This is a genomic window from Collinsella aerofaciens, assembly GCF_002736145.1.
Taxonomy (GTDB): Bacteria; Actinomycetota; Coriobacteriia; order Coriobacteriales; family Coriobacteriaceae; genus Collinsella; species Collinsella aerofaciens_A.
In genome coordinates, this window is sequence record NZ_CP024160.1 from 112,885 (window position 1) to 134,206 (window position 21,322).

The 21,322-nt window shown below is 61.0% G+C and carries 19 protein-coding genes; 7 read left to right on the plus strand and 12 right to left on the minus strand.

All coding sequences use genetic code 11. The features are described 5' to 3' along the window. Nucleotides 1-157: 157 nt before the first annotated feature. Together trmB and CSV91_RS00525 are read right to left on the minus strand one after the other, a co-directional pair. On the minus strand, nt 158-997 hold the full coding sequence (gene trmB, locus CSV91_RS00520) for a tRNA (guanine(46)-N(7))-methyltransferase TrmB (RefSeq protein WP_099431390.1): 840 nt from the start codon (nt 995-997) through the stop codon (nt 158-160). Between the two features lie 113 nt (nt 998-1,110). After that, complete coding sequence (locus CSV91_RS00525; protein WP_099431391.1) at nt 1,111-1,983, minus strand: methyltransferase domain-containing protein; 873 nt, start codon at nt 1,981-1,983, stop codon at nt 1,111-1,113. A gap of 267 nt (nt 1,984-2,250) precedes the next feature. Here CSV91_RS00525 and CSV91_RS00530 point away from each other — a divergent pair, with 267 nt between their 5' ends. The 4 genes from CSV91_RS00530 (at nt 2,251) to CSV91_RS00545 (ending at nt 6,753) form a co-directional block, all read left to right on the plus strand. Beyond that, complete coding sequence (locus tag CSV91_RS00530; RefSeq protein ID WP_099431392.1) at nt 2,251-2,973, plus strand: helix-turn-helix domain-containing protein; 723 nt, start codon at nt 2,251-2,253, stop codon at nt 2,971-2,973. Beyond that, entirely contained in the window at nt 2,973-3,869 is an 897-nt protein-coding gene (locus tag CSV91_RS00535) for a DUF4097 family beta strand repeat-containing protein (RefSeq protein WP_157757963.1), read from the plus strand. The genes CSV91_RS00530 and CSV91_RS00535 overlap by 1 nt, the downstream gene beginning before the upstream one ends. A gap of 97 nt (nt 3,870-3,966) precedes the next feature. After that, nucleotides 3,967-5,874: an elongator complex protein 3 gene (locus CSV91_RS00540; RefSeq protein WP_099431394.1), complete on the plus strand. Its 1,908-nt coding sequence runs from the start codon at nt 3,967-3,969 to the stop codon at nt 5,872-5,874. Further along, the gene (locus CSV91_RS00545; protein ID WP_099431395.1) at nt 5,875-6,753 is read left to right on the plus strand and encodes a spermidine synthase; all 879 of its coding nucleotides are present in this window, start codon (nt 5,875-5,877) and stop codon (nt 6,751-6,753) included. A 26-nt stretch (nt 6,754-6,779) separates the two neighbouring features. Here CSV91_RS00545 and CSV91_RS00550 read toward each other — a convergent pair whose 3' ends face one another. The 9 genes from CSV91_RS00550 to CSV91_RS00590 form a co-directional block, all read right to left on the minus strand. After that, the gene (locus CSV91_RS00550; protein WP_099431396.1) at nt 6,780-9,224 is read right to left on the minus strand and encodes a DEAD/DEAH box helicase; all 2,445 of its coding nucleotides are present in this window, start codon (nt 9,222-9,224) and stop codon (nt 6,780-6,782) included. 116 nt (nt 9,225-9,340) lie between these two features. Then, the gene (locus CSV91_RS00555) at nt 9,341-10,645 is read right to left on the minus strand and encodes an ATP-binding protein (protein WP_099431397.1); all 1,305 of its coding nucleotides are present in this window, start codon (nt 10,643-10,645) and stop codon (nt 9,341-9,343) included. After that, nucleotides 10,638-12,389 (minus strand): TerB N-terminal domain-containing protein, encoded by a 1,752-nt coding sequence (locus tag CSV91_RS00560; protein WP_232049518.1) that lies wholly within the window; start codon nt 12,387-12,389, stop codon nt 10,638-10,640. Before CSV91_RS00560 ends, CSV91_RS00555 begins: the two co-directional genes overlap by 8 nt. 87 nt (nt 12,390-12,476) lie before the next feature. Continuing rightward, nucleotides 12,477-13,193 carry a DUF554 domain-containing protein gene (locus CSV91_RS00565; RefSeq protein ID WP_172622415.1) on the minus strand — a complete coding sequence of 239 codons (717 nt, stop codon included), beginning with the start codon at nt 13,191-13,193 and terminating at the stop codon, nt 12,477-12,479. Between the two features lie 118 nt (nt 13,194-13,311). Beyond that, nucleotides 13,312-14,742, minus strand: coding sequence for a hypothetical protein (locus CSV91_RS00570; protein WP_099431398.1), 1,431 nt, complete (start codon nt 14,740-14,742; stop codon nt 13,312-13,314). Between the two features lie 18 nt (nt 14,743-14,760). Beyond that, nucleotides 14,761-15,042 carry a hypothetical protein gene (locus CSV91_RS00575; RefSeq protein WP_099431399.1) on the minus strand — a complete coding sequence of 94 codons (282 nt, stop codon included), beginning with the start codon at nt 15,040-15,042 and terminating at the stop codon, nt 14,761-14,763. Next, nucleotides 15,026-15,625, minus strand: a complete 600-nt coding sequence (locus CSV91_RS00580; protein ID WP_099431400.1) for a hypothetical protein — start codon at nt 15,623-15,625, stop codon at nt 15,026-15,028. Before CSV91_RS00580 ends, CSV91_RS00575 begins: the two co-directional genes overlap by 17 nt. 90 nt (nt 15,626-15,715) lie before the next feature. Then, nucleotides 15,716-16,225 (minus strand): cell division protein FtsQ/DivIB, encoded by a 510-nt coding sequence (locus CSV91_RS00585; RefSeq protein WP_099431401.1) that lies wholly within the window; start codon nt 16,223-16,225, stop codon nt 15,716-15,718. Next, the gene (locus CSV91_RS00590; protein WP_089573322.1) at nt 16,222-16,518 is read right to left on the minus strand and encodes a hypothetical protein; all 297 of its coding nucleotides are present in this window, start codon (nt 16,516-16,518) and stop codon (nt 16,222-16,224) included. Before CSV91_RS00590 ends, CSV91_RS00585 begins: the two co-directional genes overlap by 4 nt. A gap of 346 nt (nt 16,519-16,864) precedes the next feature. Between CSV91_RS00590 and CSV91_RS00595 the strand changes: the two genes are divergently transcribed. From CSV91_RS00595 to CSV91_RS00605, 3 genes are read left to right on the plus strand one after another with little or no spacing between them, the layout of a single operon-like run. Continuing rightward, nucleotides 16,865-18,466, plus strand: a complete 1,602-nt coding sequence (locus CSV91_RS00595; protein WP_099431402.1) for an FAD-binding oxidoreductase — start codon at nt 16,865-16,867, stop codon at nt 18,464-18,466. Nucleotides 18,467-18,468: 2 nt separating this feature from the next. Then, a complete protein-coding gene (locus CSV91_RS00600; protein WP_099432744.1) occupies nt 18,469-19,284 on the plus strand; it encodes an electron transfer flavoprotein subunit beta/FixA family protein in 816 nt (271 codons plus the stop codon). Further along, nucleotides 19,285-20,490, plus strand: a complete 1,206-nt coding sequence (locus CSV91_RS00605) for an electron transfer flavoprotein subunit alpha (protein WP_099431403.1) — start codon at nt 19,285-19,287, stop codon at nt 20,488-20,490. It abuts the gene before it with no gap. On the opposite strand, the gene CSV91_RS00610 is transcribed toward CSV91_RS00605, so the two are convergent. Beyond that, nucleotides 20,487-21,299: an HD domain-containing protein gene (locus CSV91_RS00610; protein WP_099431404.1), complete on the minus strand. Its 813-nt coding sequence runs from the start codon at nt 21,297-21,299 to the stop codon at nt 20,487-20,489. The two genes, CSV91_RS00605 and CSV91_RS00610, sit on opposite strands and share 4 nt — an antisense overlap. Between the last annotated feature and the right edge of the window lie 23 nt (nt 21,300-21,322).

The following is a 21,322-nucleotide window of genomic DNA, read 5'->3' on the forward strand; positions in this document are numbered from 1 at the left end:
CACATGACTTTTGCGCAAGGGCTTTACCTGCGGTTTTATTTCTTCCTATGCAGACTGTGCTCGGCTATTGCCAAAAAGTCTACTCACTTAGATTTGAGGACCGTCCGTCGGCGCCTATTTGCCGCTTGGTTGCCGGCGTAGCGACCGCCAAAAGCCCCTATGACTCCTGCGGCAGGCGCTTCTTGCCCTTGCGGGCGCGGTTCTTAAAGTTCTCGACGGCCTCTTCCATACCCAGAGGTACATAGGTGAGCTCATCGAGGTTTTCGGGCAGATAGCACGCAAGGCTTTGCTCCTGCGCTCGGCCTGCTGCGAGCTGCTCTTCGGTAGGCTGCTCGCCGGGTGTGGCGCAAATGCCATAGACGACGGCACCCATCTCGCGCGTGCGGCGCTCGTACTCGGTCTCGGGATGCTCGGGATGGTCGCGGCGGACGTCGTCGCTTACCCAAAGCGTGTCGTAGCCGGCCGCGGCAAACTGCCCCAGGGCGTAGTCGCGCAATGGCTTACTGTCGGATCGCAGTGTGACGGTGGCGCCGGCTGCAAAGAGCGGGCGATAGAGCATCAGATGGTCGACATGGACGAGTCGTTTTTTGGCGTACTTGGCCTTGGGCTGCGGCGTGGGAAAGTTGATGGAGATGGCATCGAGCTCGCCTGCGGCAAACAGCTGCGGCAGCGATGCGGCACCTCGGGGCAGGACGAGTGCGTTGGACAGCTCCTGCTCGCAGATTTTCTGTGCGGCATAGGCGATGCAGATGGGCTCCTGGTCCATGCCGATAAAGAGGGTGTCGGGTTCGCAGTGGGCTCGCTCAACCAGATAGGTGCCTTTGCCGCAGCCCAGATCTAGATGAAGGCGGGTGAAGGACGCGCCACCAACTGGTGCGCAAGACTTGCGCCAATCTCCGGCATAGGCCTCGGGGTTCGTCTCAATCGCATCGGCGTAGCGCTCCAGGCGCTCTTCGAGCACAAAGTTCTTAGGCGTGCGAACGTGGACGGCTCCCATGAGGCTCCTTGGTCATAGGTATGGAACGTGTGGCTGCACGTTCCGGTAATGGGTTAGAGGGGGGGCGATTTGCCCGAAAGTTGCGGTGTGGCTCGGCGGCGAGTCGTCGGTGCCTACAGGCGCTTGAGGATCACATAGCGGTTGAGATCGCCGCTGCGACCGTCGGCATGGAAGCGCTCAAGCTCGCGCACGGGGACCTCGCCGCTCTTGTAGAACGTTCGGACGCCGCGCACCAGGTCGGTGATCTGTTGATCGTCAAAGTGATGACAATAGCGGTAGGCGTGGCGGTCGTTTTGCCAGCCAATGAGGTGGTCGCCGGCTTCAAACTGCGCGGAATCGTAACCCTCAAACGGCGGGGTGAGCTCGGCGCGGGCTTCGGCTCGAACGGCCTTGCGCGCCATGCGCTCGTCGTTCATAAACTCCCAAAAGCTGATGGCGATGATGCCGCCCGGGCGCGTCTGACGCACCAGGGCGTCGAGCACGCGTACGCGGTACTCGCACGACGGCACGTGGTGCATAAAGCCAAAGCAGACCGAGATGTCGGCGAGCGGGGCGTCGAAAAGCACGTCGGGTGTCTCGGCGGGGTTGAGCTTCATGAGGGCATCGAGCACATCGAGCTCCTGGAAGTGCAGGTTGGGGATGCGCAGGGCGTGGCCGCGCGCATCGATGGCCAGGTCCTGGCACGAGTCGACACCATAGAACTCAAATGGGCAGTTGGCATCTGCCGAGGGGCTCGCGCCGTCGACGCCCTTGGCAGCCAGCGTGCCGCCGGCGGCAAAGTTCTCGAATCGCATATTGCCGCAGGCAAGATCGAAGACGCGGACGGGATGCTCTATCGTGGCTACATCGAGCTGCCCGAGTGCGATGTCCATAGTGCGCACCCAGCCGGGCCACGGAGCCTGGCGTGTATCGGAAAAGGAGGCGGAGTGCTCGCGATAGAACGTATTGTTGAGCTGGATGAGCGATGAGGCGAAATCGCGGTTCACGGCGCGGGACTCCCTCCGTTGGCGGTGCGGAATAAACAGTACGACCATACTACCGTTAACGCTGCAACGGGGACAACCGAGCTGCGGGTCATTGCTTTGTTTGGACACATTTCCGCAGCTCATATGTGCCCGCAACCGCCGGTTGTCAAAAATCTCACTAGAATAGGTGGCATGCTTTTGGCGGTGGCGGATAGATTTTTAACTGTGCAAGGCGCCTTAAGAACAAAAACGGTCCGGCGGCACGGCTGGCATCACATAGGAGGAACCATGAATGTAGAAACTGCGCAGCGGCTCGCCGACCTTCGTCGCAGCAAGGGTTTTAGCCAAGAAGGGCTTGCACGAAAGCTGGGACTGTCGCGCCAGGCGGTCAGTAAATGGGAGCGCGCGGAGAGCTCGCCCGATACCGAGAACCTGATCTCGCTCGCAAAACTCTATGGCGTGAGCCTGGACGAGCTCCTCAATCCGAGCGATGAGATCGAGGACGATATCGAGTTTGAGAACGAGGACCGCGCCCGTCAGCGCGAGGCCGAGGCAGCGGAGCGCGCCCGTACCCATGAGGCGGCGGCACGTGCTACCGAGGCGGCAACGCAGGCGAGTGATGCCGCCGCCAAGGCGGCGCAAGCGGCAAGCTGGAGTGCACAAGCCGCCAATGCCGCTACGGCGCAGGTGACGAGTGGCGGCGCAGTTGGCTCGACTCCGGTGAAGGGCCCGTTCCAGTCGTTCCCGTATTGGGCCGTGTGCTGGCTGCTGTTCTTTTTGCTGATGTTCTCGTTTGGCGCCGGCCCCTTTGCCGCGCTGATTTTCTTTACGATCCCCATCTATCACTGGGTGGCACGTGCGCTCGATGGCGATTGGGCGCGCGGGGATATTCAGGTTGGTCCGGCGCCGGCGGTCGCTAGGACTAAGGGGGAGGACGTTTCCACTGCGGTTGACGCTGACATGGCTGCCGCGGCCACCGCTGAGCCGAGTGCCAAAGAAGGTGGTGAATGATGAAGCTCTCGCATGAGTCTAAGAGGCGCTTGGGCGTCGGCATCGGAGCGTTTGTGCTTATCATCGGACTTGTCTTCGGCACTTCGTGGACTTTGATTCATTTTGATGGACCGTGGGATTTCGACGATGTTGTATCCGGCTTGTCTGGTATGGGCGATGCGTTTGACGAGGACGATTCCTTGAATAGCGGTAACTATTCCGCTCGGCCTCAACAGCTTTCGAAGGAAACGTTTGATGCCGACGCGTTCACATCCCTTGACTTGGATGTGACGTCGGGTACGGTTGAGATCAAATGCGTTTCCGACGGGCCGGTACGTGTCATCGAGAGTGGCCGCGTCGCAAAAGGAGTAGCTGCTTACGATGCGGCAACCCAGAATCTGGCCGAGGTTAAGGGTTCTACGCTCAAGCTTCGCCAGTTCGATTGCGATGACGAGCGCGCCATTGACCGCACGGTAACCGTCGAACTGCCGCGCGAAGTTGCCGATAACATGGTGGGCATTACAGCGAATGTAGAATCGGGAGACCTGACGGTCACGGACATTGCGTGCCATGACCTCAACCTGACGTTGGACTCGGGAGACGTTGAGTTTGCGGGCACTGTAACCGACGCCCTGAATGCCAAGGTAGGTTCGGGCGATGCGACGTTCGAGCTCTACCAGGCCCCCGCGAAGTCGATGGACGTAAGCGTGGACTCGGGCGATGTGGAGATAACGGTTCCGAACTCTACGGGCTTTAAGGCGAGCCTTACCGTGGGCAGCGGTGACTTCGAGAGCGATTTCCTTCCGCTTGGCTACGATGGCGAGACCATATTGAATCTTGAATTCGACAACGGTGATAAGTCTGCCACGTATCGTTTTAAGGTCGGTTCGGGCGACATGTCGTTTGATTCGGAGTGACATGCGGTTTTCGGAGACCGTTGCATATAGGCGTGCTCTTTGATGGAGGCGTCGGGGCTGAGGTTGGCTCCGGCGCCTTTGCCTTTACAATGGGGACATGGAACAGATTATCTTGAACATACTCGAGGTCCTGCGTCGTGGCGAGGCCGTGGACGACAAGACCCTCGTCAAACTGATACATGCCGAGGCGCGCCGCGAGGGTGCCGACAAACGAGACCTGGCCAAGCGCCGACTGCTGCCGTTCTACCAGCGGGTTAAACGTGAGGAGCCGGCTCGTTGGGCGGCATGGAATGTCGATGCCGAGCTGGAGCGTCAGCTGCTGCAGGTGCTGCGCATGAAACCGCGCCGAACGGCCTCGGGCGTGGCGACCATTACCGTCATCACCAAGCCCTGGCCGTGCTCGGGCGATTGCCTGTTTTGTCCTAACGACCTGCGCATGCCCAAAAGCTATCTGCATGCCGAGCCCGCGTGCGCCCGTGCGGAGCAAAACTGCTTCGACCCGTATCTGCAGGTGAGCGCCCGTTTGACGGCGCTTTCGCAGATGGGACATGCGACTGATAAGATTGAGCTCATCGTGCTCGGCGGTACCTGGAGCGACTATCCGCAAGGGTATCAGGCATGGTTTACGTCGGAGCTCTTCCGTGCGCTCAATGATGATGCGGTGGCGGGCGTGGCGGCCAACCCCATGTTGGCGCGTCCGGGCATCAGCCGTGCCGAGGCGGGGCGTCTGCTCGATGACGCTCCCGCCGATGCCCTGCCGCCGGTGGTAGCAGAGCGTCGCGAGCGCTATCGGGCCGCCGGCATTGCGACAGACGAGGTCGAGCTTGCTGCCGGCGTTGCCGACGAGCAGGGGCGTGTGGATGCTGCCGTGGGCGGCTATAACCGTGCGGTGCGTCGTCTGTACGGCCCCGGTACGCCGTGGGGCGAGGTCACCGAGTGGCAGACGGCAACGATGGAGGAGCTCGAGCGTCAGCAGCGCATTAACGAGACGGCGAAGCATCGCGTGGTGGGACTCGTTATCGAGACGCGCCCCGATGCCGTAACGCCGCAGGCGCTCACGCTCATCCGCCGCCTGGGCTGCACCAAGATACAGATGGGCATCCAAAGCCTTGACCAGCACCTGCTCGATATCAACGAGCGCCGCATTTCGGTGACACAGATCGAGCGGGCGTTTTCGCTCGCGCGCCTATTTGGCTTTAAGATCCACGCTCATTTTATGCTCAACTTGCTGGGCGCCACACCCGAGGGGGACAAGCGCGACTACGAGCGCTTTATGACCGAAGGGACCTTTATGCCCGACGAGGTCAAGGTCTACCCGTGTGCGCTCATCGAGGGCTCGCGCCTGGTGGGCTGCTACGAGCGCGGCGAGTGGCGCCCCTATACCGAGGAAGAACTGCTCGATGTGCTGGCCGATGACATCGTGGTGACGCCGGCGTTCTGCCGCATCAGCCGCATGATTCGCGACTTTAGTTCCGATGACATCATGGTGGGCAACAAGAAGCCCAACCTGCGTCAGCTCGTCGAGAACCGCCTGGCTGCTCGGGGTGACGGTGCGACGGTGCGTGAAATCCGCTATCGCGAGATTAGCACGGCGGGCGCCGACCTGGGCGAGTTGACCCTTGACGAGGGCGTGGCGTACGAGACGCCGGTGACGCACGAGCGCTTTTTGCAGTGGGTGACGCCCGAAGGCAAGATCGCCGGCTTTTTGCGCCTGTCGCTGCCCGATCGTTCGTTTGTTGCCGCGCACGCGGACGAGCTGCCGACGGCGCCGGACGAGGCGATGATTCGCGAGGTGCACGTGTACGGCATGGCGGCGCGCATGGGAGATCAAGGCCAGGCGGCTCAGCATCATGGACTGGGGCGGTCGCTGGTGGAGCGTGCGTGCCAGATGGCGCGGGATGCGGGTTATGCGCGCATCAACGTTATCAGCGCGATTGGTACGCGCGAGTACTATCGCCATTTGGGTTTTTACGACCATGGACTCTATCTGCAAAAGGAGCTCTAAATGAACAAGCCGAGTGTTTCTGCTGGCGTCGTTGCCGGCGTTGCTCTGGGAGCCGCGGCGCTTGGTGCGGCCGCCGTCGCTGTTCGTGCTGCCTGTCTGCAGGTTACGCGAACCCGCAATGGGTTGGCGCGTGTGAAACGCGTGCACGATGAGGGCGGCGACGAAGTCCGCGTATTGGTGCAAGGCGGCGTCTACCAAAGCGCGAGTTACGTTGGCGAGCGCTGGGTGGAGCCCGTCTTTGCGTACTATCGCGCGTTTGACGACGTGTTTGAGGCCGAGGATGCGATGCGCGACGCTTATGGTCACGGTATCAACCGTATGCTTATGCTAGGTGGCGGTGGGTTTGCCTATCCCAAATTTGCGCTGATGTCGCACGAGGGCTTGCGCGTGGACGTCATCGAGTATGACGGAGAGATAACGCGCTTGGCGCGCCGTTGGTTCTATCTGGATGAACTGGAGCACGCGGTGGTCGATCGCCTGCGGGTGATTACCGCCGAGGCTCGCTCGTATCTGGGTGTGACGAGCGTGGGCCATCGTCGCTACGACGTGGTCGTGAGCGATTGCTTTGGCGGTGCCGAGCCCGTGCGCGAGCTGGCGACCGTTGAGGCGCTGCGCCTGGTGCGGGGCAGCCTGAACCCCGGGGGTATCTACGTGGCCAATATCGTGAGCGCAAACGAGGGGAGCGATGTGACGTTCCTTCGCGACTGCGCTGCCACGGCACTCGAGGTATTCGTCCACGCCTGGGTGGTCCCATGTGGCGATGCGAAGTTCGGTGGCGAGGAAAACTTCCTGCTCATCGCCAGCGACGGCGACTATGCCTTTGCCGAAGCCGTGCCCTTCGACACCGACTTCCTCGGCACCGTCCTTCACGACAAGTAAGTCTCCCCGTCCCAAAAAGACTGGTCTTAGGCGTGGCCGCGCCAGCCGAGAACGCGCTGCTTCATGCCCTCTATGTCGAGCACGCCTTCGGCAAAGCCCTTACGCACGAGCTCCTCGGGAACAAACTCGTCGTAGCGATCAAAGTAAGGCACCTCGCCGGGGTAGACGAGCTCGATGGGGTCGAAGTCCTTTTCGGCCTCGGCAGCGAGCACCTCAAAGAACGTCTCCTCGTCTGCCTTCATCTTAAACTGCATAAAGTACGGGCGTGAAGGGTCGAGTCCGCGAAGGCCCAGCTCCGCGGCACATTTAATCTTGAGCATGCGCTCGAGCGCCAAAAAGGCGTAGCTGCCCAACCAGGGGAAGAGCACCCAGGTGTCGCCGCCCAGGTTAATGAGCGGTTTAGTTCCCGCGCCCGAAATCTCGGCGGTATGACGAGCCTGTGCAAGGCGTGCCCGTGCGTTGCCCATGAGGTACGGATATGCCGCGTGCTCGTTGAGCGCCTTGCGCATGCGCTCGAGTACGTGTGTATTGATGTCGCCGGGGCAGTCGCCAAAGTAGGCCGGCACCCGGCCCTTGACCTGCGTGGCAAAGACAGTGTGGCGCTTCCAGTCCACTTCCTCGACAATCCAGCAGTGTCCGGCGATGGCGATGCGCTCACCGGGCGGGGGCGGATTAACGATCGTGCCCAGCTCGGCCGATTCGCTCCGGACGGTAAACTCCTCGTTTTCTTGAAACACGGCGTAGAACTTAAAGTTGTTGATGATGCGCTCGCCCGCGAGACCCACGATGAGCCCGCCACCTTCGGTGACCTGGATATGGTCGATCTTAATGAGGTGATGTAGCAGCACGCGGTAATCGTCTGCCGAGACACGGTGGAAATAGCTGAGCGTGAGCACGCGTTGGGCAAGTTCGGCCGGCGTGAGCTCGCCGGTGCTGGCGAGGGTCGACATAGTCTGGTGATAGAGCAAACTGTAGGGGAGTCGATCGAGCTCGGGCGGCTCGACCCACTTTTCCTCGCGATAGAGTTGTACGAGCGCTATACCCTGCAGGAGCTTCCAGGGAATGGTTTCGGGCATCATCGTGCGTGGCTCAGGTTCTTCCTCACGCATGACAAACCACATCTCGGGCGGAAGGTCGCGACGGCCTGTGCGCCCCATGCGCTGCAAAAAGGAGCTGACGGTAAACGGCGCATCGATCTGAAATGCACGCTCCAGGCGGCCGATATCGATACCGAGCTCCAACGTAGAGGTGGTGACGGTTGTCTGCGTCTGCTCCTCGTCGCGCATGAGCTCCTCGGCCGTCTCGCGCAGCGATGCCGAAAGATTGCCGTGATGGATGAGAAAGCGGTCGGGCTCGTGCCGGCTCTCGCAGTAGCTGCGCAGCATGGAGCACACGGCCTCTGCCTCCTCGCGCGAGTTGGCAAAGACCAGGCACTTGCGGCCGCGCGTATGCTCAAAGATATAGCCCATACCGGGGTCGGCGTTGTCGGGCGCCGTGTCGGTGGGGTTGAGAAGCGCCTGCTCGGTCGCTCGTGGGATGTCGACTTCGCCCTCGGGGGCCGAGGAAGTGCGACGGTCTTTGGGAGCGGCCTTGCCCCGCGCCTGTTCGCGACGTTGACGGCGTTCTTCCTGTGCAAGCTGTCCGCTGTGGCACATGTCTTGTCCGGATGCGGGCAGCGCCGCGGGCGCCGCCGTCTCAATACGCTCGCAAGCAAGCATCTCGGCTTCTTGTGGACCTGTGCCTACGAATCCTCGTTGCTGAGCCTGGGTGCCCGAGTTGTAGAAGTGCTCCATGGAGATGCGCCACACGCGGCGCGGTTCCTCAAAGCGGGGGATAACGCAGTCGCGCCCCGTTCCCTGCGAGAGAAAGGCGCCCGTGCGCTCGGGGTCGCCGATGGTGGCCGAAAGGCCAATGCGACGGGGCCGCACGCCCGCCATGCGCGAAAGACGCTCGATAAGGCAGAGCGTCTGCCCGCCGCGGTCGCCGCGCATGAGCGAATGGACCTCGTCGATGACCACATAGCGCAGGTCGCAGAACATACGCGGGATTGCCATGTGCTTGTGGATCAGGAGTGCCTCGAGTGATTCGGGCGTAATCTGCAAGATGCCGCTCGGTTTTTTGATGAGCTTAGCCTTGTGCGACTGCGAGACGTCGCCATGCCAGTGCCAGACGAGGATGTCGGCTTCTTCGCACAGGTCGTTGAGGCGGACGAATTGGTCGTTGATGAGCGCCTTGAGGGGGCCAATGTAGAGGGCGCCCACGCTTGCGGGCGGGTTCTCCCAAAACTCGGTCAGGATGGGAAAGAAGGCTGCCTCGGTTTTGCCGGAAGCCGTGGATGCCGTCAGGAGCACATTGTCCTGTGTGTTGAAGATGGCATCTGCCGCCGCAACCTGGATAGAGCGCAAGCTCTCCCAATCGTGGGAGTAGATGAAGTCTTGGATAAACGGGGCGTAGCGGTCAAAGGCGTTCACGGGGCCTCCTTTCAACAACGAATCTCTCAACGCGGCTGGCAACGGCTTGCTGCATTACTGCTTCAACGTTTGCCCAGATAAAACCTGCCAAAATAAACCTGTCCCTTTTTGGTAGGTTAGATGGTGAACTCGGCGAAGTTACGGTCGCCGCTTGCGGTGTCGGTGTCGCCTGTTGCTGCTGCCGGCGCCAGCGCGTCGCCGCCGACGCTTTGCAGCAGCTCGGCCACATTTGCATCGGGGTTCTGACACAGGATATCGAGCAGCTCGATAAAGTCACGGATAACCTCACGCGGCGTCAAGTGCGTATCGGCTCCCACGCGGCCGAACTCAATCTTGAGAAAGTCCACCAAGTCGTTTTCGGCAAGCGTGGGCGTCCAGCCAAAGTAGCCGGCATGGATCTGCATGAGTTTTTCGATGAGCACCAGTAGCTCCTCGTAGGTGAGTGGCTGCAGGCGGATGATGGGCGCGAGCATGTCCTTAAGGTCTTCGCGCGCAAAGCGGCCCTGAGCGAGTCGGCTGCGCAGGGCCTCGTAGGAGAACACGCCGCGGCGGCGGTCTTCGATGGAGGTTGGCGTGCCGCCCATGATCATGCCCAGGTACTGCGCCTTACCCTGGAGCGTGTCGTTGTACATGGTCAGGATCTTCTCGTAGTTGTATTGGCGCGTGATGGCGTTGGGAATCTTATACAGATTCACGAGTTCGTCGATGAGCACCAGCATGCCCTTGTAGCCGCTGCAGACCAAAAAGCGCGCGATGAGTTTGACGTAGTCGTACCAGTCGTCATCGCTGATGATGGTCGAGGAGCCCAGCTCGGCGCGTGCCTCGCTCTTGGTGCGGTATTCGCCGCGAATCCATTTGGTCACGCGGCTCATGGCCTCTTCGTCGCCCCCGGATGCGGCCATGCGATAGCGGCGGAGCATGCGGGTGAAGTCGAAGCCGTGGACCATCTCCTCGAGCGGGGCCAGTTGGGCATTGACGACCGACTCGTCGACGTCGGCACACGAGGCGACCCAGCGATCCAGGATCAGGTTGAGCGCACCGCCCTCGGGGCGCGTCTTGGTCGATATATTACGGATGAGCTCGCGGTAGGTGGCAAGGCCCTGCCCCTGACCGCCCTGCAGGCGGCGCTCGGGCGACAGGTCGGCATCAGCGACGACGAATCCCTCGCCCATGGCGTGCGTGCGGATAGTCTGGAGCAAAAAGCTCTTGCCGGCGCCGTAGCGACCGACCAGAAAGCGGAAGCTCGCGCCACCGTCGGCGATGAGACTCAGATCGGTGAGCAGGGCGCGGATCTCGACCTCGCGCCCTACGGTGATGTAAGGAAGACCGATGCGCGGGACCACGCCGCCCTTGAGCGAGTTGAGAATGACGGCAGCGACGCGCTTGGGCACGCGGGGTGCTGCGGATGCGGTATCACTCATGGTCTAGGTATCCTCTCACGTCTGCTTCGTAGTCCTCGATAATCTGCGGCCCTGCCGCGCTAAATTCAATTACGGTGTCGCCCACCAGGTCAAAGAGCGCCTCGTTGATGGTATCGACGAGCATGTCCTCGCTCTGCCCCGATTGCACTACCGCCGATTCCGCCTGTACTGCGTTGTGCTCGAGCAGCGCGCGGAGATAGGCGTCTGCGGCGGGCGCGAGTTCGTTCGTGGCGTCAGCGGGCGCAGCCGCTGCGAACGCGGGCGTCGGCGCGAGAAGCGGTGCCACAACACCAAACTGTTCGGTGGATATGGTCGGCTCGTCGGACTCGTCCTGCCCTGCGACCGCCTCGACCGTCGCGTCGGCTACGGGCTCGGCTTCCGGTTGCCCTGAGTCCGCTGCCTCGGCTTCTGCGGACGCGCCGTCCTCGCGTTCCTCGTCGATCAAAAGCGCTTCGCGCGTTTGTGCGGCAGCGCTCCGAATGTGCCCCAGCTGGCTCAAATCGATATCGATCTTGACGGGCTGGTGTGCGGCGTCCCACGAAAGCCATGCCACAATCTCGTCATCGATAATCTTGGCCAGATATTTGGGGACCTTTTCTTCCTTAAGGGGATGGGCGGGGTCCAGCGCCAGGCGCAGGCGTTGGTCGCAGGCGCGCATCATCTCGCCAAGTTTGCTGCTCTTTTGTCTGCTGCCGTGAATCCGCATGCATTCCCAAAAACCGTTTTGGCAACGGTAGATATGGATGGGGTCCAGACGGTATTCGCAATCCTCGTGGCGCTCGGGCGCAAAGAATACGGCCGAGGCAAACATGGTGTAGGGCATGGCCGTCTCCTCCCCAAATAAACTTGCCACGATGCCGGTCTTTCGATGCGTGCCATAGTAGCGCGCCATGCGGACATACACGGCGCATGCCACGTGGCGCAGATCGCGGTGGTGGCTGCGGTCGAGCCGCGAGTTACTTAGGTTGTACGTGGAGAGGGCGTTGATGGCGGCCATGAGTCGCTCCTCGCGCACTTCATCGGGCGGAAGGGGGAGCGTGGGCTCGGAGGTTTTGCGACGCTTAGGGGTCTGGCCGGACGGTGCCGGTGCCGGTACAAGGTCTCGTGCCGCGCGCCGCAGTTCGATAAGGGCGTTATCGAACATGACGGTTTTAGAGTCGCGAAGCAGCTTGGGGTCGAGCCCGTGGAACACGGCGTAATCTTGCAGCCACACGCGCGCAAACCGGTCGATGCCGGGCTCGAAGGCGCGATAGACATCCCAAAAAGCCTTGATCTTGTTAAAACCATCGAGTGGATTATCTACGCCAATGCCGCAAATCAGCTCATAGAGATACAGAAAGGCAAAGGACGTAGACGTTTCCTCGACGGTTCCGCGGCGCACTTGGGCACGCCAGGTAAAGTAGCCGCGCAGCTGCCGGTCGCTCATGGCGTTGTAGGTGGGAAAGTACGACTTAAAGGTGCCGTTGTAGGGACAGTCGTCCTCAAAGTCGGCCATCAGCAGGCCCTGGCGGTAAAAAAGCTCGGCTTCCGAAAGCCAGCGGCCCGCACCGCCCTTGGGGTCATCCTGCCAGCGCGATATCTCGCGCATTTTACGGTACTGGTCGGGGAGGAAATTCTGCATCTGTCGGCCGGTTTTGAGAATCGGCTCGTCTGCGTAGATTTCGTTTGAGAAGCGGGCGGACTGATGGGTCCGGGCCTCGGCCATAATGCGCTCGATGAGCATCTTGATGTCCTGGTCGGCCACCGCTCCTCCTCTCGAACGCAGCTACGGTGACCTCATATCATAGCACAGCATCAAACAGATGTTCGAGATACCGCTGCGTTGATAGATTTAGAACAGGAGGGCGTAGATGACGGCGATGACGACGGAGGGAAGCATATTGGCCGTGCGGAAGGTCTGAGGACGGATGAGGTTGACGCCGACGCAGAAGATGAGCATGGAGCCTACGAGCGAAAGGCTGTTGAGGGCAGCTGTGGTCATGATGGGGGAGAGCGCACCGGCAAACAACGTGATCGTCCCCTGGAACACGGCGACGGGCAGGGCGGAGAAGATACAGCCGCGGCCAAGCGAGGCCGTCATGGTGCAGACGATGATGCAGTCCAGTGCGCCCTTGAGGGCAAGCGTTGACCAGTCGCCGAGCAGGCCGTCCTGGATCGATCCCACAATGGCCATGGCGCCGATGCACACGGTGAGTGAAGTCGAGACAAAAGCGTTGGTGAACTCGTTATCGCCCTCACTGCCAGTCTTGCGCTTGAGCCATTCGCCAAGGTTCTCGATGGCGGCCTCCAAGTTGATGGCCTCGCCGATGAGCGAACCGAGCGCAAATGAGACGATGAGCATGGTGGTACCGGTGGTCGCTAGCGCCTTTCCATCGATGATGAGCATCTTTTGCATGGTGCCGCCCAGGCCGATAAACAGGACGCACAGCCCCGATGCTTTCATGAGCGTGTCTTGGATGCGCGGTGTAATGAAGCGGCCGCCCGCTAATCCTAAAAGACCGCCCGCAACTAAAAGCGCAACGTTGATGATTGTTCCCAAGCCCGGCATGAGCCCTCCTGTATTGATGCCAACGTGGCAATCGTAGCAGAACGAAATGCGAGGCACATCGCGACTCATCTAATACGTTATATAAGTGGTATTAGGAATGATGCGCAGCATTTAAGCCTCAGGTGGTTGTCGGGACATAGGGATAGTAGTCAAAGCGCAGTGTCATAAGCCGCTGTGGGGATTCAATAGCCGCGGCGATGATATTGGCATCGCGGGCACGATCAAACCCTTCGAGTTCGATCTGATACGAGACGTCTTGCATAATGTCCAGACGTCGCCAGGCTAGAAGTGTGTCGCCATCGAATTCCAAGGTCTTGCCTCCGTCTGGGGCAACGGCGTATAGACGCAGTTTAGCGGTGGTTGCAGGGTCGACAACCGTGATCTTTTTAATTTCGTTTCGAGTATTCTTGGCGCCCAACAAGGTGAGCAGTGTTGGGGCCACGACCTCGCCCGATGGCAAAAAGACGACTTCGATGGATTCGGGAAATGCGATGATGGCCGACTTGCGGACGGGCTGATTGGCGGCGGCAACTTCGATGTTTGCAGCATCGATGACCTCTGTGTGGTCGAGGGCGGCAAGCACGCAGCAGTTACCTTCATCGATCTCCTGAGGATCAACAAGCCCCAGACTGTCCGCGAGCTCGGGATCGTTTGGACCGGTAGCGGGCTCATTCGGTGCTTCGAAAGAAGCTGGGACGCTGTTTGTCGGCGACGGCGTGTCGCCCGCACCTGCTTCTTTGTCCGTGCTCTCTTCTTGTATGGCTGCGTTGATGGGTTCGTCGTTTGAGGGGAGCGTCTTGGCGTCAAGCGCGGAGGGGAGAATTCCGATGGCTCCGAATCCGTTCCACTCCATTTCGAGAAGCGCCGGGTCGGCAAGAATGCGTTGCCTGCTTTGCGCGTGGGCATCGATTTCAATAGGGCCTGCCTCTGTCCCTCGTGTAAGGCTGAGTGATCCGGCTGACTTCTCGAAATGAGCGTCTGTGTCTTTGGTGCTGACGGCGTAGAACAGCAGGGATGCTTCTCCCGCCGCGATGGCATCGGTGTCGGCTTTGGTCAGCCGCAACGATGCCGTGAATGAGAGGGTGGGCTGCGTGTCGTCTGCATTCGCGGCGGCGCAGCCCAGACATATACCGCCTCCTTTCTCGAAAAACGCACCGTCGAAGGCGACCTTCGCTCCGTTCGCCGAGTCATCGACCGAAGCGATGTCGATGCGCAGCTCTAAATTGCATGGATTGCCATCTGCATCGAGCACAACCGAGCGCCATGTGCAGACAGCGCACCCCGCCTGGGAGCCGTTTGCCTTGTTCGAACGATTGATATCCACGACTATCGAGCCGTCCGTATTACGACGAAGGCATCCCGAGGTTGAGATTGCGGCCTGTGCGATCGAAAAACGCTTGCACGCAATGGTGCTCGATGGATTTGGTGCGGAGCTTAGGGCTGCTGGTAAGGAATCCGCCATGACGGGAGTCGCCCAAGCGGCGACAGGCGTTCCGGTTGCGAGCGCGCCGCAGAGTGCGACGACGGGCAAAAGGTTCTTCGATGCCATGGGGTCTCCTTAGCTAATTTAGTGCGGCCTGTCCGTGTTTCGTTTCTGGCTGCGTTTGATGTGCAGACCGAGGCCGGCGGTTCCCGCGCCTGCTGCCGTGGCGCCTGCTGCCAAGAGCCATCGTCTGTCGTCTGTCTGCGCCAACGGTTCCTCGCGGTTGCCGCGGTCGAGCTCCGAGAGGTCGACCGTCACTTGCGTGGCGGCCTGCGCCTGTTCTTGCTGGGCAAAGGCCATGGCTGGCGCAAACGCTAGGATACTGACGGCGGCGGCCAGGGCGACGGCCTTATGCCGTGTGCGCACCGGGCTCGACCGTCCAGGTGATCGTTGCAACCTGATCGCCTTCGCCGGTTACGTGGAAGATGTCGCGCGTGACGCGGGCGACGTTTCCGCTTGTCTTGAGCTTAATTTTGTCCGTGCCGCCGGCAATGCCCTGGTAGCCCATGTCGAAGGCTGCATTCTTGGAAAGATCGAGGCCCGTCCCCTGCATTGCGGCGCTGGCGTTCTGGAGTGCGCCGTCGGGGCCGACCTTAAAGTCGATGGAGTTCTGCGCGGTTCCGGCCTTGGCGTCGGCGGCAATGGTCCAGGTGTTCATGGCGTCGATCTTCATGTTGGTGACATGGATGCCGTAGGCCGAATGATTGTCGATGGTGGTCGCGTCTTCTGAGGGGCCCTGAAGCGTGCCGTCGGCCTTGGCGACGAAGGGAATAACCGTCGGAACTTTGAACTCAACGTTGTCGATCTCGGTCCTGACCATTACTTTCGTTGTTCCAGCGCGCCCGGCTGCCATAGCTGGCGTCGGGGTGGCGCCCATTGCGAGCGCGAGCGCGAGCCCTGCGCCCACGACGAGCGCTCTGGCTCCGTTCATGTTCCTGGTGATGTCCATGGTCGTTCCTTTCTATTCGCCGCGGGCCGTCCCCGCGATGATTGGACGAATGCTGGTGAATTGCGTGCGGTGCCGCGTCGGCCGAAAAAGCTAGTTCTCGGCTTGCTCAACCCGTACCTTGACACGTGTCGGATTGCCGTGGCTGTCGAGGGTCTTGGCATCGAGTGCCTGGATCTCGATGTATGCCTCGCCTTCTTTGATGTCGCCGGCGGGGCACGTCTCGATTGTCTTGCCGGTCTCGACCACACCGGATTCGTACATGGTCTCGTCGTTTTGGATGACGCGGAATCGCTGGGGAAATTTATTGTCTTGGACGTTTTGCACGTTGACGCGCAGCTTGCCGTCCTCCTGTAGCTGAGCGACCGGGGCGACCGAAATCGTCATCATGTTGTCGCGGACGATGGCATCGAGCTCATCTTGGATTTCTTGTCGCGATTTGCCCTCTGCCGTCGTGACTGAGGCGCCCGCTTCGGGCACGGGCTGCGACTGCCAGGCGTATAACCCTACGGCGATGAGGGCGCAGACGATAGCCAGGCAGACAACGACGAGTTTCTTGCGACGCCCCAGTCCTGCGAGGCGGGGCGGCTTCTTCGCACTCATGCGGCGTCCTTGGTGGTGTAGACACGTGCGAACGTGGACGGGTCCGCTCCAAAGAGCATGTGAAGCATCAGGCGGCGCGAGTAGATGAGCTCGTCAAAGTCGTGAGGGAGCTCGATGTCGTGGATACGCGCGATGTGGTGGGCGAGCGCCGAGAACGACTCGGGGTCGCAGATAACATCGGTGGTGACGTGGTAGACCGCCGTATCGGGGAACGCCTCTTCGTCGAAAGGCAGGAGATAGGGATCGTCGTCGACCTCGATGGCGACGCCGTACTGGGGCCAGTAATATGCCATGGGAACCTCCCTGCTTCTGGGACCAAAACTTCTATCGGTTTTGGCTGTCGACGCCGACCGTATCAGCCGCTACTTGACCAATTTCTGACCAAATGCTTGACGGATTGACATCTCCGCAGGTAAAAGTCAGTAAAAAATACTCCAACTTTTTTCGAGCGACATTTACGCGATCGGCGACGGCGGGGCGATATGTGTCAAAAGCATCGTCTGCCGAGGAAGCCTTGCCGTTCGCCGAATTGCACGAACGTAAAAATCGCCAATTATGGAGACGGTCTCGAACACGTCGACGAAACGATGCGGTAACATCTCCCTGCAAACACTGTAGTTAGCTAAAGGGGGAGTTCGCGTGTCTGCAACCATCAAACCCTTCACCGATGAGTTCGAAGAGTATGGCCGCGATGAATCTCGTGCATCGGGCGAAGCATCGAGCATCTCGTTTCCGACAACGGAAGACGAGGTCCGTGCCATTTTGGAAACGCTCCATGCCGAGCGTGTTCCGGTAACGGTTCAGGGCGCCCGAACTGGCCTTGCCGCCGGTGCCGTGCCCCACGGTGGACATATCCTCAATACTTCCCGTATGAATCGCTACTTGGGCCTTCGCCGCGATGAACAAGGCCAATTTCTGCTGCGCGTGGAGCCGGGCGTTGTGCTCTCGGAGCTGCGTAAGCAGCTGAGCAAGAAGGTACTGCCGACCGCTGGTTGGGACCAGGCATCGCTTGAGGCCTACGAGGAGTTCCAAGAGTCCCCCGAGCAGTTCTTTCCCACCGATCCCACCGAGGCATCTGCCTGTCTGGGCGGCATGGCGGCATGCAACGCCTCCGGCGCCCGCAGCTACGCTTACGGTCCCATGCGCCCGCATATCACGGGACTCCACGTCGCGCTGGCTGATGGCGATTTGCTTGAGCTTCAGCGCGGCGAGGCTTTTGCCCAGGGCCGCCACCTGTCGCTCGTGACGGCAGAGGGTCATGCATTCGAGCTTGATCTTCCTGACTACACCATGCCCAAGACCAAAAATGCCTCGGGATATTTTGTTGCGGACGATATGGACGCCATCGATCTTTTTATCGGTGCGTGCGGCACGCTCGGCGTCATTACCGAGCTCGAGATCGCCCTGCAGGCGGCACCTTCGGTCGTATGGGGTGTGAGTTGCTTTTTCGATAGCGAAGACAAGGCCGTGTTCTTTACCGATTCCGTGCGTCCCGTGCTGTCCCATGCCGCCGCTATCGAGTATTTCGATGCTGGCGCCCTGGATATCCTGCGTCGCCAGCGCGAGCAGTCGACAGCGTTTGCCTCGCTGCCGGCGCTCGACGACGAGGCAAAGGTCTGTGTCTACGTGGAGCTCGACTGCGATGACGAGGCGCAGGCGACCGAGGAGCTGTACCACCTGGGATGGGTGCTGGAGCTTGCGGGCGGCCGCGACGATGCGACATGGGTCGCCCGCACCGAAGTCGATCGCGAGTGCCAGCGGTTCTTCCGCCACGCGGTGCCCGAGAGCGTCAACATGCTCATTGACGAGCGTCGCCGCACCGACCCCACCATTACCAAGCTGGGATCGGATATGTCGGTGCCCAATGCACGCCTTGCCGATGTCGTTGCCCTCTATCGCCGCACGCTGGCCGAAAGCGGGCTTGAGTCTGCTGCCTGGGGACACATCGGGAACAACCATCTGCATGTGAACATCCTGCCGCGCGATGCGCAAGACTACCGTCGTGGTGGAGAGCTCTTTGCCCAGTGGGCTTCCGAGGTCACGGCCATGGGCGGTGCCGTTTCTGCCGAACACGGCGTCGGCAAGATCAAGGCGGGCTTCTTGGAGACGATGTACGGCCACGAGGCCATGGTCGAGTCGGCGCGTCTCAAACTCCAGCTCGATCCTACCGGTCAGCTGGGTCGCGGCAACCTGTTTACGGAGAAGCTCTTGGATGAACTCGTCCAGAAAGGGGGCGCGTGAAGATGAGTGATTTCCATATGGTGGTGTGCGTCAAGGCGGTGCCCGGAAGCACCGAGGTCAAGATGGACCCCAAGACCAATACTATCGTGCGTGATGGCAAGCAGGCGGTCATTAATCCCTTCGATGCAAGTGCCCTCGAATGTGCGCTAACGCTGAAGGACGACTTTATCGGCTTTGGCATGGACGTGCGTGTGACGGTGGTGTCGATGGGTATCCCCGCGACCGAATCGCTGCTGCGCGACTGCATCGCCCGCGGTGCCGACGACGCGCTGCTGCTGACCGACCGAGCCTTTGCGGGTGCCGATACCCTAGCCACCACCTATGCCCTCAAATGCGGCATCGAGGCACTCGATGAGGACTTTGACCTGCTCATCTGCGGCAAGATGGCAGTGGACGGCGATACGGCCCAGATCGGCCCCGAGCTGGCCGGCGCCTTTGAGATCCCCTGCGTGACCGACGTGAGCTGTGTGCAGAGCGCGGGATTTACGACGTGTGGCTCGCTGGCGCTCGTTCACGGCTGCGATGCCGGCGAGGAGACGGTGTACCTGGAGATGCCGTGTGCGATGACGACTGCCAAGGAGATTGGCCAGCTGCGCATGCCGAGTATTGCCGGTATTCGCGCGGCCGAGGATGCAGACGTGCGCGTGGCCAGCGCTGCCGACGTAAACGCCGACCCCTCGCGTTGCGGCCTTGCCGGATCACCGACGCAGGTCGTGCGCTCGTTTGTGCCCGACCGTGACCAAACGTGCGAGGCCGTTGAGGGAACGGCGTCCGAGCAGGCGGTAAAACTTGCCAAGATTATCGAGGGGATGGCATAGATGAGCGGGCTGATTATCGATAGCGAAGCCTGTATCGGCTGCGGTCGCTGCGTTCGCGCCTGCGCCTCGGGCGGCATTGTGGTGGAGGGTGAGCGCCCCAATCGCTGTGCCCGCGTAACCGACGGCTGTATCCTGTGCGGTGGGTGCGTCGACGCCTGCCCCGTCAACGCCATCTCGATTGAGCGCGACGAGGCCGCCGGCGCGGCAGACCTTGACGCATATCGAGACATCTGGATCTTCGTGCAAACTGACGAGCACGACGCCGTGGCATCCGTGGCCTTCGAGCTCATGGGCAAGGGGCGCGAGCTTGCCGATGCCCGCGGCTGCCGTCTGGTGGCACTGGTCGGCATGAGCCCCGAGGGCTCACTCGGGGACCTGGAGCATCTGATTTGCGCCGGTGCGGACGAAGTTCTGGTCTGTCGTGACGACCGCCTGCGTCAGAACGACGCGGAGGTCTACGCCCGCTTGATCTGCGATTTGGTGGCCGAGCGCAAGCCCGAGGCCATTCTGTACGGCGCGACCGCCTTTGGTCGCGAGCTGGCGCCCGGTGTGGCCGTGCGCTTGCAGACGGGCCTTACGGCCGATTGCACGGTGCTTTCGATGGATACGGAGACGGGTCTGCTGCAGCAGACGCGCCCGGCGTTTGGCGGCAACCTGATGGCCACCATTATCTGCCCCAACCACCGTCCTCAGATGGCAACGGTGCGCCCCGGCATCTTTAAGGCGCCCGAGTTTGACTATAGCCGCTCCGGCACGATTGCCCAGGTAGTGCTTGCGGATGACGTTAAGGCCCGTGTCGAGATCTCGATTCCCGCCGAGGAGTGGGGACAGCAGGCCTCAATTGCCGATGCCGAGCGTCTGGTCGTGGTGGGCCGCGGTATCGGCTCCAAGAAGAATCTGCCCCTGATGCGAAAACTCGCCGATGCCCTGGGTGCCGAGCTTGGTTGCACGCGCCCCGTGGTGGAGGCCGGCTGGCTGGAGTATCGCCACCAAATTGGCCAGACGGGTGTATCGGTCTCGCCCAAGCTCCTCGTGAGCATCGGTGTCTCGGGTGCTATCCAGCATCTCGCCGGCATCGGTGGGGCGGAGTGCATTGTCGCCATCAATGAGGACCCGGATGCCCCCATCTTTGGTGCCGCCCAGTACAAGGTCGTCGGCGATGCCGTTGAGATCGTTGAGGAGCTGCTGGCTCAGCTCGAGTGCTAAGCGCTTGCCAGCCAGCGGCGCAGCTCGTCCTTAAGGCGGCTCCAGGTTGCCTGCGCGGCGGGGTCGGTAAAGGGCCGCGTAATGCCAAAGGGCGCGTCGAGCAGGCGGTAGATATCGCCCTGCTCGCGCGCCAGCGCGCGGCTTGCCGGATTGACGAGCTCAAACATAAAGCAGATAAGCCCCACCAAGAAGTCGGCGGGCTCATCGCGCTCATCGCGCGTGACGCAGCGGTGCTCGTTAAAGGCGGTAAGCGCCGGTGTCGAGAAGTGGCTGGCAAGAAACGTCTCCTCATCCACTTTGAGGATGGTGTCGACGGTGCTGTCGGCGATGGTGCGCATAATGTCGATCTGGTCGCCATCGCGCACGATATCGCAGAAGCTCCGTGTACGGGTGTCGAGTTCCGTGGGCAGGCGAAAATCGCTGTGGTGGGCGATGCTCGTGCGGATCAGTTCGTCCTCTGCCGGGTCATCGATAAAGTCGCGGATGCTCGTTACGGCGGGTGCATCGGCGGGATTCTCGCCAAAGAGGACCTCGATGCCCAGCGCTGCATGGCTCATGCTCTCGGCGTCCTTAAAGGTGTCCCAGCGCCGCAGCTGCTCAAAGCGGCCCATATCGTGTAGCAGGCCGCAAAGCCATGCCAGGTCAATATCTTCTGACGACCAGCCCTGCTCGCGCGCTACGGCATCGCATGCCTCGGCCACGTGGTATGTATGCTCGATTTTGAGCGCGATGCGTGGGTTGGTGACGTCGTAGGCATCGGTGTAGCTTTTGAAGGCCGCGCGCGCCCGGTCTCGATCGATAGCTGTCATAATGACTTCCTAAAAAGTTGTGT